We start from the raw sequence: 13,986 nt of genomic DNA, 5'->3' as shown, positions 1-13,986 counted from the left end.
GGTTGCAATGGAGCCTATTATTACAAGTGCGGCCCCTGCATAGAACCATATCTGGGTTTCAAGCAAGTTTCCCACCTCTCACATCCAGTAAGTGAATATCAGACAAGATCCTCACCCCTCGCTACCCCCACATCAGAGTAAACATGAACATCAGACAAGATCCTCACCCCTCGCTACCCTCACATCATTTATTCTCATAACAGCCATGAGCAGTATCACAGTTGATATGGGGTCGAACAGGGCCGCTGCCGTGGCCACGTCAAGGTATCTGGCCGCTGCGAGGACCATCACAAAGCCCCCCTGAAGCAGAGAGAACATTATTATCTTATCAAGGGGCCTTGGAAGGAGTATGATACCTGCGGCACCTGTGAATATCACGAAAATTCCTGTGTTTGTAAGGTTAATGAGGTCAAGCGGATTCATAACCATCACCAGCAAAATCTTCACCTAATCCCTTAATGAGGTCAAGCGGATTCATAACCATCACCAGCCAAATCTTCACCTAATCCCTTAATGAGGTCAAACGGATTAATAACCATCACCAGCCAGATCTTCATCTAATCCTCGATTAATATTTCCTCCCCTACACGGTCAAGGGTGTGTGCAATGGCATTGGATGTTATGGTTGATGCCACGAAGTAGACAGCTGCAAGGATAGCTCCGAATGCTGTTCCAATGTAGAGTGCAATCATTGCAGATATCCCGAAACCCATTGCATTGAGGTAGAGGAGCCTCTCTGCCCTGTCCTGTGCTAGAAGAGTCCTCAATGCCATGAGAACAACTATTATTCCTGTTATCTGGAGTAGCATGATCAACACCTTCTATTCAAGGTCTGTGTACCTGTTCATCCTCCTGGCTATGGCGCCAAGGAGCCTTGATGATCCCCTGTGGTTTAATCCCTGTATTGTGGTTATCGCAATAACCATTCCAGCAACAAACATTTCAGGTTTCAATCCGACAAGTGATGAGATTGCTATTATGACTGTGATTGAAAGTGCGCCTGTAGTACCGGCATATCCCGGGTCTGCGCAGAGCCTGTTCCCTATGAACACCAGCAGGGCCGCTATAAGGCCCCCCTCAGGTATGCCCATCAGGTAACAGCCAATCGCCCCAAGGAGTGTGCCTGCAGATGCGTCAGGTGAGCATACTATGTTTCCCTGGAAGAAACCCCCTGCGAGGTCCCCTCCCCTTCTCATTATATCCCTTCCAATGTAATCGGCCCCCCTGACACCTGGTTTCTCTGGAAGGCCCATCCAGGTATCTATGATAACAAAGTTCAGCCAGGATACCACCGCTGCGACTGCAACTCCAACAAGTTCATTCATCACAAGTCCTCCGGTCTGGGGAATATGTCCTCAAGGAAATAGGCCGTCATGAGAGCTGCCAGAACCCCTGAAACCACCCCAAGATCGACCCCACCATACATACCTGTGACACCAAGTTTTATGCTTATCGCCACAAGACCCATGGCAATTATGGGTGCCGGGAAGATGGCTGATGGGGTCCAGGAATGTCTGGCCGGTCTTTCAGGTGCCAGAGGCAGCCCCAGTACCACTGAAATGATTATTGAGGAAATAATGCCTGTTATGTAACCTGAAAGATATGTAACATGAATAATCATGATAAAAGAATAATAATCCAACATATATAAATCTTTTTAAAAACCGATTTCGGGTATTGAAGAGGAATTTTAATACGATTTTTGCTGTTTTTAGGAAAGAATACCTCTGTACTCACCCAGATTATGTAATAAAAATTTGCTCAAATAATAGCCACTTTAGTGACATATTTCACGATAAACTGTAAGTTCATGTGAAACAATAGAAACCTCCAGGAGAAAAATGGGGTGATCTGTATGGGCATCCATCTAAAAACCCTCGCTGTTCCCGTGCTGCTCTTAATTCTTCTCACAAACCCCGTGACTGGGGCTTCAGCAGTGCAGGAGGTCCGGGTAACCGTACCCGAGAGTGTGGAGATAATGGTCCTCTGGAAGGGAGAGGAAGTCGGGAACTCATTCACCCTCACCGCAACAGTGGAACCCGGAAAAGAATACACCTGGCCCGGAGGACCCCAGGGACTCCAGATAAAAGACCTATCCAACGTCCCCATAGACCTCTACATAAAAGCAGAAGGAGACCTCCAGGGACCAGAAACCATACCCATACAGAACCTCAAATACGCCAACTACGGCACAAACCTCCCCCAAACACCACTCACAACAACCTACACACCCGTCAGAAGGAACTGGGTGGTTAAATCTGAGGACGAATCATTAATACCCGTGGACCTTCACCTCACGGTGCCACCTGGAACAGCCGCCGGTGTCTACTCTGTAAGAATATACCACATAGCTGTCAAATCACCGGGTGAACCCTGAACTCACTCTTTTTTAATGAAAACCCTTTAAATCATCCCAAATAACCATTTTTACAGCCCATAGATCACCTAATAAAACTTTTACGGCACATAGGTCACCAGCCAATGCACATGCCCCGGATCCAGATTTAAATGGGAATCCGTGAAACTACCACAAATGCAATAATAAATCATCTGGGAAAATTTAATAAGTAATTACAGAGATAAATTATTATTGGTGGAGGATCTTCTGATGTCAGATTACAGCTGGATGGGTGTTCTTTTTATACTGCTTCTTCTACCAATACCATTCACAACAATGGGTGCGGTGCAGGAGGTCCGGGTAACCGTACCCGAGAGTGTGGAGATAATGGTCCTCTGGAAGGGAGAGGAAGTCGGGAACTCATTCACCCTCACCGCAACAGTGGAACCCGGAAAAGAATACACCTGGCCCGGAGGACCCCAGGGACTCCAGATAAAAGACCTATCCAACGTCCCCATAGACCTCTACATAAAAGCAGAAGGAGACCTCCAGGGACCAGAAACCATACCCATACAGAACCTCAAATACGCCAACTACGGCACAAACCTCCCCCAAACACCACTCACAACAACCTACACACCTGTCAGGAAAAACTGGACCGCGAGAGATGATAGAAACGCTGTTGTCCCGGCTGACATTTACCTCACAATTCCACCCTTCACCGCGCCGGGGGAATACAGGGTCAGAATATACCATCTGGCTATAAAATCAGGCACATAACCTTCTATTTTAATATGTACCACCATCTGAACTGAAATAGGTCCGCTTAAGGACACATTTGACAGACATGAAAATATTTATCAGTCCACGACCATAATAAATAGTTCAATCAGCATACTGGAGAATCTCAGGTGAAGTTCAGGCGGGAGATTATACTATTAATTACAGGAATAATATCAGTGGCCCTCATAAACGCACCATTATTTTATCTCAGGGTTCTTGGGATAGCATCATCCATAGTGGTGTCAGGTTACACCATACTCATCATTACAGGTTCCGAAAGCATTCTGATCACCCCGGTGGCAGGAATGCTCCTTATCACACTCAACGCCCTCATCCTTAATTACACGCCCCTCAGGGACTCAAGACCATTTTATGCACTCCCGGCCATAATTATACCCCTCATTGCCCTTATAATCCGCCTTAGAAAGAAGGATGTCCCTGATGAGGATACCCAGACAAGAACCGCAAGGGAACTTGCAAGAAGGTCTGGTAAAAGGCAGAGCGAAGGATATCGGGAGTCTGAAGTCATCAGGCTCGGGTTCTCCTCAAGGGACCTCCTGATTGCAGGTATCATATCATCCTCAACACCCCTCCTCATAAGCCTCACACACCTCAGACACGTGAGGTTCCTCCTTGCCCTCATCCTCATAGTAAGCACATCCTATCTGGTGGCATCAGCCGTCATAACAGGGCTGCGGGAGAGGGGAAGACTCAAGCAGGCAGGGTTAATGGTCCTCTTCGTCTCCATCCTCACACCCATAGCATGCTTACTTGTACCCAGGGGCTATGGTCACATATTCCTTGGTGTCACAGGTATACTTGCAGGCCTTGCAGCCTACATCAGAAGGTCCAGAGAGAGAATAAAAATTATAGAGTCCCTTCAGCAGTCAGAAATGGATATCCTGGAGAAATATGGGTTAGTGGAGGATGAAATCACCCTTGAAATACCTGAAATATCAGATGAGGACCTTTATGTGGGTGAACCCTCAGCTATAAAGAAAAGGGCCCTTAAAATGAGAAAAATAAGAAGGTCCTCTGAAACTGAAAAAATCAAAGGTGATGATGTTGAAGGGGAACTCCAAAAGGCCTTCTCAGGACATGAATTCCCCTCAGAACATGAAAAAACCACATCCATCGGAGGTTTCAGTGACCTTGCAGTTCTATCCATTCTGAGTATCCTTACCATCATCATCTTCAGGGGCGGTATCGCTGAGGCGCTCTTCTACCTCCAGGTGCTCTTCATCCCGGGCTACATACTGATTTCAGCCATCGCACCTGAGAGGGTCCAGCTCAGTATCCCTGAGAGACTGTTCCTGGCATTCTCCACGAGCATCATCATGACCTCGGCCATCGCACTCCTCATGGGGGGAGAGGTTACATTCAAACCATTCCTTGCAAGGACAGTGGCAGGCCTCAGCCTTGTACTAACACCTCTAGCATTCATAAGGAGGTGGAGGCGCGGTGAACTCGCCTACTCCGCTGATATAAGAAGCATACCATCACCCCGTAGCCTTTCAAGGGATGGTAAGATCTCACTCGTCCTCTCAATCATACTTGTGGTGCTCATTGCAGTAACGGTCTACATAACCCTCAACCCGGCACCCTCTGAGAGGTTCACAGAGTTCTACATACTGGGGCCCGGGGGAAAGGCCTACGGGTACCCCGAGAACCTCACAGCAGGTGAAAGTGCCAGTGTAATTGTGGGTGTGGTTAACCGTGAGTACCGCAACGAGACCTATCTAATGGTGGTGCGTCTTGGCGGAGATATATTAAGGAATGAAACCATAAGGTTGAGTGATAAGGAGAAGTGGGAGAGGAAGATAAACTTCACAGTTACAGAGACCGGGGAAAACCAGAAACTGGAATTCCTTCTATACAGGTTACCTGATAAAAGGAAGCCCTACCGGTCTCTTCACCTATTCATCAACGTCAGGTAGTGTATGATCATGAAGGGCATGGATGTTGCTGTAACCGGAGGACTTGGATTTATAGGATCACACCTCACAGATGAACTACTCAGGATGGGAAACAGGGTCACTGTAATCGATGACCTCTCAAGCGGGAAGAGGGAGAACCTCACCGATTCAGAGCATGAAAACCTTGAGATCATAGAGGGAAGTATCAATGAGGTGGACCTTGAGTCTGTATTCAGGGATAAGGATTATGTGTTCCATCAGGCCGCCCTTGCAAGTGTCCCTGAAAGCGTGAGGGACCCCATGAGGTGCCACAGGGTAAACGCCACAGGAACCCTGAGGGTGCTTCTCGCCGCCTGCAGGGCTGGAGTCAGGAAGGTTGTGAATGCCTCAACCTCAGCTGTCTACGGGAACAACCCTGAAATGCCACTCTCTGAGGACGCAAGGCCCATGCCACGCTCACCCTACGCGGTATCCAAGGTCACAGGGGAGTACTACTGCAGTGTTTTCGAGGACTATGGCCTTGAAACAGTTTCCCTCAGGTACTTCAACGTTTATGGGCCCAGACAGAGGCCTGACTCCCAGTACGCCGCCGTGATCCCGAGGTTCATTGACGCCCTCCTCCAGGGCAGGCAACCCGAAATCTATGGTGACGGGGAGCAGAGCCGTGACTTCATCTATGTGGGTGATGTTGTGAGGGCCAACATCTTCCTTGCAGAGTCACCTGAAACCGGCGTTTTCAATGTGGCTGGTGGAAGTGCAGTTACCGTTAACCGGCTCTTTGAGATAATATCAAGAATCCTCGGGTCAGATTCAGAGCCAGTATACCTTGATGAGAGGCCTGGTGACGTGAGACACTCCCTTGCAGACACCTCCCGGCTTGAGGCTGCGGGCTTCAGGCCAGACGTTGAACTTGAGGAGGGACTTATCAGAACCGTCGAGTGGTTCAAATGATGAAACTGAAATCTGAATCCTCTGAAATGGGATTGAAATGAGTCATGCCAGAACGCTTGCGAAAAATACCCTCTTTCTCCTCACAGCCACCATCTTCACCAACCTCGCGGCCTTTGTCTGGAATGTCTACCTTGCAAGGTACCTCGGCACAGCAGGTTTCGGTATACTATCTGCGGCACTGGCCCTCACAGGCATATTCAGCATACTGTCTGACCTCGGGATGGGAACCTACATCACAAGGGAGATTGCAAGGGACCCTGCTGGTGCAAAAGAACTTGCATCTGCTGGGCTCGGTAACAAACTGCTCCTTTCATTGATTGTCCTTGTTATGATAATCCTCCTACCTGTAACCGGTATCTACAGGGGCACGGCTGCTGCAGTTGTAATGTTCATAGGGGGGTACATGCTTGTTAACGCCTTCAGCTCATTCTTTAACAGCATGTTTCAGGGATTCCAGCGGATGGAGTACCAGACGATCTGGAACATCCTCAACAGTTTATTCATACTTGTCGGAGTGCTCACCGTGATCTGGCTGGGTGGAACCGTTGTGCATGTGGCCATCGCCTACCTCATTGCAGCGGTTCTCTCAGTCAGCTACTCTGTTTTCATATTCACAAGGAGGTTTTTCAGACCAGGTCTGGCTTTCAGCCGCCAATTAATCGTTAATGGACTGCCTTTCGGCGTGACCGGCGTGTTCTCCCTCATCTATTTCTGGATAGACTCTGTCATGCTCTCACTCATGAAGGGTGATGTTTCAGTTGGTCTCTACAGTGCACCCTACAGGCTTCTTACAGTCATAAGCTCGCTCTACACTGTATACCTCCTGGCAGTCTTCCCCATTATGTCCAGGTTCCATGTTGAGAGCTCAGATTCCCTGAAGTTCACCTACAGGAGATCCGTGAAGTACCTCATGATACTGGCGGTCATTACAATATCGCTGGTATTCTTCCTCGCCGAGCCCCTGATAGAACTGATCTTCTCGTCGAAGTACCTCAGTTCTGCCCCTGCTTTACGGATCCTTATAACCGCAACTGCATTCATGTTTTTAAACGGGATAACGTCAAACCTCCTGGGTTCAACCGAAAGGCAGACAACGGTTACCCGTGTCACAGGTGCTGGGGCGATCTTCAATGTAACCGTCAACCTTATACTTATCCCCAGATTTGATTTTCTGGGAGCAAGTGTCGCCACAGTGATGACAGAGCTCCTGATGATGGTCCTTTTCCTTAAGGTGGTGAAGGATATGGGTTATGGTCCTTCAGTGGGGGATATCATGAAGGGATGGAAACTTCTTCTTCCAGCCATGACATCTATGCTTATTCTCTTAATTCCAGCACACATTATATTGAAGGCCATCCTTGCCCTGCTGGTTTATGTGGCTGGAATCTTCCTCACAGGGGCCATTGACCATGTTGACAGGGCCATAATGAGGTCAATACTCATGGACTAAAGAATTCAAGTCTTAAAATCAAGGATATATGATTTCACCTCATCGAGTATGTCCCCTGCGTAGTATGATGAGAGTATCGCCCCCAGTGCCGTGACCGACCAGAATGATATGAGGCGATCCACGAGGGCTATACTTCCTGCAATGAATCCAGGTACATCAAATAAAACAAATAAACCAGTCATGGATACCTCTATAGATCCCACCCCTCCAGGAAGAGCTGATAAAACCCCCACAAGGTTTGCAAGTAAAAATATTATTACAACAGCAGAAAATGTTGTCTCAACACCGAATGCCATGAACACAAGGTATAACCTCAGACATTCCATAAGCCAGGAGATGAGTGAAAGTCCAAATATAACCGCCAGGACACTGAAGCTTGAATAGGACTTTGTGTAATCTATCATGTCCCTTATACCAGATGTCAGCTTCATATGAAGATTCTCCAGTGTGTTATCTGAGATAGGCAAACGCTCAATTATCCCGTGCATTCGTCTGTAGATTCTTAAACTTTTCTCTTCCCTCCAGTTTACAAGGTATATCATATATGTCATGAAGACTGAAAGAAATGCGCCTAAGAGAGCTATTATTCTTATTCTGGGAACCAAGACCGCTGATAAAAGTAAAAGGAATCCTCCTATCCCAATATCAAAAAATCTTTCAGTTAGACCTGCAGATAGGCCCTCAGATAGTCCTATACCATTTAATTTTTTGCCTGCAACAGCACTCATGACATCCCCTGCACTTCTCATTGGGCTGAGGTTCCCGGCAAATAAACCTATAGATTTTACGGTAAAATTGGTTCCAAGGCTCCATGGCTGCCCTATTATGAAGCCCCACCTCAGACCCCTTACAGCTATAACTGCAAGATGAAGAAGAAATGCAAGTCCCATGATTCTCCAGTCTGCCATATAGATTGACCTCAGTACCTTAAGGGGGCCTATCCATAATATAAGGACCAGAATTAAAAGCACGCTCAGCAGGAAGAAATAAATTTTTTTCATTAAATCAACACCCAATGTTGTGTAATTTTTTGTTCAAACTGGCTTCAGAGATAATTTTCTGGTAAAAAGCCTCATTATAAACAATATGTACCTGAAAACATCTCCCAATTGAATGTATGACTTTTCATCACCGTAATTGCAGGTTATGGGGACTTCAGCTATCCTCAATCTATGTCTTGAAATTTCACATATGGTTTCTGACTCATAAACGTAGTCATTGTATGGTATATCCAGCATAATTTTAGCGTGTTCGGCCTTTATCGCCCTAAAACCGCTCTGACTGTCAGTTATCCTGTATCCTGTTGCAAATCTTAAGATCCATGTTGTTATTCTGTTTGATAGTTTTCTCTGTATGGGCATGCTATCACAGCTGTCACCCATGAATCTTGAGCCAATTATAAAGTCAGCTCCATCAGCAGCTTCAGCGAAAAGTGGTATTAAAAAGGTGTCATGCTGTCCATCTGCATCCATAAAAACTATGAGATGATATTCCCATTTAAGGGCCTCCTTTATACCCGTTTTAAGAGCTGCGCCCTTACCCATATTCTTGCGATGTCTCAATACCCTTGCCCCTGCTGACTCTGCAATGGCTCCTGTTCTGTCGGTACTGCCGTCATCTACAAGGATAACGTCACCGTGCTCAAGCGCTCCCTTTACAACCGAATCAACTGTTTTTTCCTCATTAAAAGCTGGTATTATCGTGACTATTTTCATTTGACTAAGTCTCCATTTCATAATTATTTTCATTTGACTAAGTCTCCATGATTCCAGGGCCACTCTTCATTTACTGCGTCAGTTAACTGAGAAAATTATTCACCACACAGAGATCTAAATTTGAATTTCATGGTTTGCCATGGGAACTTTATGTGCTTCAGAAATTCCCATTATGTTTGGATCTATGATATAAAGAAACCTTCATATAAACCAAATGCCTCGCAATTGCATGGATCCTTAAATTAAAATCTTCAACTGCAAGTGTCCCATCTGTTGTTCTGGTATATATGGGAATTAGATCAACTGAACCCATTAATAATTTTTTTTCTTTATGAACTGTCAAATCTCAATGTCCTTATTAGAATTATTAAAGCTCCTTTAATTATTTCAGCGGCTTTAGAATGCATTATTCCAGTCACGACTCTCCTAGGATGATCAGATGGTCCCCACCTACAATGTTTAAAATGACTGAGGGATATAGCTTCAACCAGCTGATTAAAGCATGGAATTAACTGCCACATTAAAGAAGATTCACTGCTAAACCGTAAAGTTATTAAAGTAACTCTTATATAGCACTAACATACCACCTCATTTTATGTATAAGCGTTGAAGATGTGTGGAGGATGAACATCTACAGCACCCTCTCTGTAATGGCGTTTGTATCCTACCTCATAATGGGGGCCTACCCTCTGAAGAGAAACAGGGGCAACCTGGAGTGGAGTTTCCTTTTAATAGCCCTTTCCATGGCCTGGTGGGCCCTCACACTATCAATGTTCTACATGGCATCCTCGGTGGAACAGGCACTCCTGATGTACATCCTCTCAGGGGTTGCACGTATCCTTATGCCCGCGCTCTTTCTCAACTTCGCTCTGGTGCTCTCTGCCGGTGAAAAAAAGATAAATAAGGTTGTTCCGCTCATAAGCCTGATTCCATCCTTCCTTTTCATCTACCTTCTCCTTAAGACTGCACTCATAACACCTGTAATAGTGTCCGATGGTGGTCTCTGGAACATACATCTTGAGAAGAACGGGATCTGGTGGCTGATCTTTGAGATCTACCTTGTGGGGTACTTTGCAGCCGCTGTGTCCATAATATGGAATCATGCAAGGACGGCCCCATCCTACCGTGAGAGGAAGATGTCCACCATAATATTCATGACCTCATCCCTCAGCCTCGTCGCATGCTGGGTGGTCAACTCTCTCCTCCCCTCTATTGGAGTTCACAGCATTCAGGCCCTCAGCCACATAATATCCCTCCTGGCCACAGGGGGTATGGCCTACGCCCTGCTCCGCTACCCGTCCATCACCATAAACCCATCACTCGCCGGGGAGAGCATAATAGATAAGGTCACAGATCTTGTTGTTCTTCTGGACTCCGAGGGAAGGGTTATCAGGTTGAACTACAGGGCTATGAAGGAGCTTGGGGTTGAATATGCAGATGACTGGAGGTCCCTGGTTGCACCTGAACACCTTGAGGTCCTTGAAGCAGAATTTGAGTGTATAAGGCAGAATGCCTGTGGAAGGGGGGACTACCACCACAGGCCGGTCACAATTGACTACATCACCTCAGGGGGGAGGAGGATACCTGTGAAGCTCTTCATATCACTCATAAGGGAAGATAACGACTCAATCGGGTACTCCCTGGTTGCACAGGACCTCCGCCACACACTGAGGCTCAGGGACAGGATAGAGGAGTCAAGGGAATCTGAGAGACTCACCAGAATGAGGCTACACGAGTTCAGGGTCATCAATGAGGCCATAACCCTTATAAATCACAGTGAAAGCCCAAAGGAGCTCTTCAGGAACGTCTTCAGTCTCACCCATGAACACCTATCCCTTAAAGAGGGGCAGGTCTACATCATGGAGGATGGTAAGCCGGTGTCCGCTGAGGGGAATGGTCATGAATTCCAGGACACTGCCCTTAAGAGCATCCTGGAGGGTCTCTCAGCTGAAAATGTCTTCGTGGATGACAGGATAATTGCAGTTGCCATTAGACACGGAGATGATCTCCTGGGATTCTTCGTGTTCAGGAACGGTCACGAGCCCGATGAATACGAGCTTAAGCTCCTTGAGACCATTGGGGCTGAAGCAGCGTCCACACTCAAAAGGATATTCTACCAGGAGAAACTCCTGAAATCCCTCGAGGAGAAGGAACTGCTTCTCCGTGAGATACACCACCGGGTCAAGAACAACCTCCAGGTTGTATCAAGCCTCCTGAACCTTCAGAGCAGTTACATAAAGGACCCACAGATTGTGAGCACCCTCAAGGACAGCCAGGGGAGGGTGATGAGCATGTCCATGATACATGAGAAGCTCTACAGATCAGGGAACCTCTCTGATATAGATGTGAGGGGCTACATTGAGGGACTTGTGAGGAGCATCATGTTCTCCTACCAGAAGCCTGATCAGAGGGTTGATGTCAGATTTGATGTTGATGATGTTAAACTGAACATTGACACCATAATGCCCCTGGGTCTTATAATCAATGAACTTGTGACAAATGCCTTCAAGTACGCCTTTCCCAACGGCGATGGTGAACTCCTTGTCTCCCTAAAAAGGAGGGGTGACAACTTCGTCTTAAGGGTTGCTGACAACGGTGTGGGCCTACCTCCTGACTTCAGCCTTGATAACCTCAGAAGCCTTGGCATGCTCCTTGTGAGGAACCTCACAGACCAGCTGGATGGGACACTTGAGTACACCTTGGGCAGTGGTACAGAGTTCCTGATAGAATTCTCAGAGATAAGGTACGCTGAAAGGTTTTAAGAACCACTATCAGGTTATCTAATTATTCTATTGATTCTCTAAAGGTTTATGTCTGTAAGAGTCGCTGAATTTTATTTTTACTGGAAAGACGTGAAAACCGTTCAGAATCATATCAAAATCTATAAATAAAATCAGAAAGAAAGATATATCTCTGCAGGATTCCTTCCTGCATCTGGAGGCGATAGTATATCCCGTGGTATGCAACTCCTGTGCGTGCTCTTCGCATGCATGGTGTTACTCAATACCGGAGAGATCTATGCCCAGAACACACAAGGTGAAGAAGCACTGCTTCCTGATAACATGACACCGAAAACCTGCAGTACAGTTATGGAGAAGAACTCCACGGTGGCAGAGATCATGGGCAGCCTGGAGAATAAGAGTAAAACTCCAGCCGCTGCAGCGGGCCCATCAGTCTCACGGGCCGATGTTGAGGACGCGGCAGTCCGTGTCAATGCCTTCATTGCAAAGAACAGGCGTCTGCCCCTCACCGTGGAGGTGGGGGATGTGAAGGTGAACCTGGCACAGTTCCTGCAGCTAGAATCACAGTACGTCCTCAACAGGACACCATCAGTGAACCAGGTACAGGTACCGTCAGAAACATCCGGAACCGTGCTCAAAGGCTCAATTTACCTGAAGGACTACCTTGAAGTTGCAGGTAGGGTGCTCCAGAGTGGAGGCGCACCTGGATACATCAGCTTCAGGGACCAGAGGATAGGATTCCAATCTCTTGTGTGGCTATTTGCAAGGGCAATTAATTTTAAAGTGACAAATCAACGCCTTCCAAATTACATCAGACTCGACACACTGAATTCTGTGAAGTCATCCACCCCTGCCAGTAACAATTCCGGCAGCAGCGATGCTGCCAGTGGCAACTCAGGGTTCACAAGGGAACAGATACTTTCCGCGGCAAAATCACTGAAGATATACATTGACCAGAATCAGAGCCTACCCGGGTATGTGCAGGTGTCAAACCAGAGGCTTGGTATAGCCCAGTTCCTGCATCTAATGGTTAAATGCCTCAACCAGATAAATATGGGGAAGAACACCCCTATAACACCGGTTAGCGCCGGTGAGGCAGCAAACCCTGCAGGGGATGCTACAGGTACCATAAAGAGGGACGAGTACCTGAAGATCGCATCCGTGGTTCAGGGGTTCATGGAAAGGAACCAGAGAGCCCCAAACTATGCAGGTTCAGGTAAAGGTAGAATCTCGTATGAGAGCCTTGTATACTCAGTTTCAAGGATTCTGAGCTTCTACAGCAGCAACAGGAGACTTCCAAATACTGTGACCGTGACAAAGCTGGCGCCCTCACTGAAGAACCGGCCAGAGAACGACCCCTACATGGGTGAAAGTACAGGGAAGTACCTTGCATCATCGGCCAACTGTCCTGTGGATAACGAGAGGATAAGGTCCCTTGCAGCAAGCATTACCAGTGGACTCACATCAACATTTTCAAGGGCATCGGCCATCTTCTGCTGGGTGCGTGACAACGTGAACTACAGCTTCTACTACAACACAAGGTACGGTGCCCTGGGGACACTTCAGAACAGGACAGCCAACTGTGTGGACCATTCACACCTCCTTGTGGCCCTTGCAAGGGCTTCAGGGATACCTGCAAGGTACGTTCATGGGACCTGTAACTTCACATCAGGGAACACCTACGGTCATGTGTGGGCCCAGCTCCTTGTTGGCGATACCTGGTACGCTGCAGATGCAACGAGCTCAAGAAACAGCCTTGGAATTGTGAACAACTGGAACACTTCCAGCGCAGTGATAAAGGGCATATACGCGAGTTTACCATTTTAAGGGTTAAAAACCCTTATTTCTTTTTTTAAAATGGACATTACCACTAAGAAAATCTCTCATCAAAATAAAAGATAGGTAATTAAAAACAAAATTCTCGTTTCTCTTTTAATCAAAACTTATAGATTAAATACACGCCAGTAAAAACAAAATTCTCGTTTCTCTTTTAATCAAAACTTATAGATTAAATACACGCCAGTAAAAACAAAATTCTCGTTTCTCTTTTAATCAAAACTTATAGATTAAATACACGCCAGTAAAAACAAAA

General features: G+C 46.7%; 14 protein-coding genes. 7 read left to right on the top strand and 7 right to left on the bottom strand.

What is annotated here, in order from left to right; translation table 11 throughout:
• Nucleotides 1–150 precede the first annotated feature (150 nt).
• The 4 genes from QFX39_RS05860 to QFX39_RS05845 form a co-directional block, all read right to left on the bottom strand.
• On the bottom strand, nt 151–423 hold the full coding sequence (locus tag QFX39_RS05860) for a DUF2108 domain-containing protein (protein WP_300478189.1): 273 nt from the start codon (nt 421–423) through the stop codon (nt 151–153).
• Nucleotides 424–557: 134 nt separating this feature from the next.
• Nucleotides 558–809: a DUF2109 family protein gene (locus tag QFX39_RS05855; RefSeq protein WP_300478188.1), complete on the bottom strand. Its 252-nt coding sequence runs from the start codon at nt 807–809 to the stop codon at nt 558–560.
• Nucleotides 810–821: 12 nt separating this feature from the next.
• Complete coding sequence (locus tag QFX39_RS05850) at nt 822–1,325, bottom strand: hypothetical protein (protein ID WP_300478187.1); 504 nt, start codon at nt 1,323–1,325, stop codon at nt 822–824.
• Nucleotides 1,325–1,621, bottom strand: a complete 297-nt coding sequence (locus QFX39_RS05845) for an energy-converting NiFe hydrogenase A subunit EhaA (RefSeq protein WP_300478185.1) — start codon at nt 1,619–1,621, stop codon at nt 1,325–1,327. Before QFX39_RS05845 ends, QFX39_RS05850 begins: the two co-directional genes overlap by 1 nt.
• Before the next feature lie 234 nt (nt 1,622–1,855).
• Between QFX39_RS05845 and QFX39_RS05840 the strand changes: the two genes are divergently transcribed.
• The 5 genes from QFX39_RS05840 (at nt 1,856) to QFX39_RS05820 (ending at nt 7,438) form a co-directional block, all read left to right on the top strand.
• On the top strand, nt 1,856–2,377 hold the full coding sequence (locus QFX39_RS05840; protein ID WP_300478183.1) for a hypothetical protein: 522 nt from the start codon (nt 1,856–1,858) through the stop codon (nt 2,375–2,377).
• A 216-nt stretch (nt 2,378–2,593) separates the two neighbouring features.
• On the top strand, nt 2,594–3,118 hold the full coding sequence (locus QFX39_RS05835; protein ID WP_300478208.1) for a hypothetical protein: 525 nt from the start codon (nt 2,594–2,596) through the stop codon (nt 3,116–3,118).
• Between the two features lie 131 nt (nt 3,119–3,249).
• Nucleotides 3,250–5,058, top strand: a complete 1,809-nt coding sequence (locus tag QFX39_RS05830) for a DUF1616 domain-containing protein (RefSeq protein ID WP_300478181.1) — start codon at nt 3,250–3,252, stop codon at nt 5,056–5,058.
• A 9-nt stretch (nt 5,059–5,067) separates the two neighbouring features.
• Nucleotides 5,068–5,988 (top strand): SDR family oxidoreductase, encoded by a 921-nt coding sequence (locus QFX39_RS05825; RefSeq protein WP_300478179.1) that lies wholly within the window; start codon nt 5,068–5,070, stop codon nt 5,986–5,988.
• A gap of 37 nt (nt 5,989–6,025) precedes the next feature.
• Nucleotides 6,026–7,438: a flippase gene (locus QFX39_RS05820; RefSeq protein ID WP_300478177.1), complete on the top strand. Its 1,413-nt coding sequence runs from the start codon at nt 6,026–6,028 to the stop codon at nt 7,436–7,438.
• A 5-nt stretch (nt 7,439–7,443) separates the two neighbouring features.
• Here QFX39_RS05820 and QFX39_RS05815 read toward each other — a convergent pair whose 3' ends face one another.
• The 3 genes from QFX39_RS05815 to QFX39_RS05805 form a co-directional block, all read right to left on the bottom strand.
• Nucleotides 7,444–8,439: a UPF0104 family protein gene (locus tag QFX39_RS05815; protein WP_300478176.1), complete on the bottom strand. Its 996-nt coding sequence runs from the start codon at nt 8,437–8,439 to the stop codon at nt 7,444–7,446.
• A gap of 33 nt (nt 8,440–8,472) precedes the next feature.
• Nucleotides 8,473–9,174, bottom strand: coding sequence for a glycosyltransferase family 2 protein (locus QFX39_RS05810; RefSeq protein ID WP_300478175.1), 702 nt, complete (start codon nt 9,172–9,174; stop codon nt 8,473–8,475).
• A 136-nt stretch (nt 9,175–9,310) separates the two neighbouring features.
• A complete protein-coding gene (locus QFX39_RS05805) occupies nt 9,311–9,496 on the bottom strand; it encodes a hypothetical protein (RefSeq protein WP_300478173.1) in 186 nt (61 codons plus the stop codon).
• 280 nt (nt 9,497–9,776) lie between these two features.
• Between QFX39_RS05805 and QFX39_RS05800 the strand changes: the two genes are divergently transcribed.
• Nucleotides 9,777–11,915, top strand: a complete 2,139-nt coding sequence (locus QFX39_RS05800; protein WP_300478171.1) for a histidine kinase dimerization/phosphoacceptor domain -containing protein — start codon at nt 9,777–9,779, stop codon at nt 11,913–11,915.
• A 198-nt stretch (nt 11,916–12,113) separates the two neighbouring features.
• Complete coding sequence (locus QFX39_RS05795) at nt 12,114–13,721, top strand: pseudomurein-binding repeat-containing protein (protein WP_300478169.1); 1,608 nt, start codon at nt 12,114–12,116, stop codon at nt 13,719–13,721.
• Nucleotides 13,722–13,986: the final 265 nt, after the last annotated feature.

Origin of the sequence: Methanothermobacter sp., assembly GCF_030055425.1 — an archaeon.
In the GTDB taxonomy this organism is placed as follows: Archaea; Methanobacteriota; Methanobacteria; order Methanobacteriales; family Methanothermobacteraceae; genus Methanothermobacter.
This window is presented reverse-complemented; position numbering and strand designations above follow the sequence as displayed.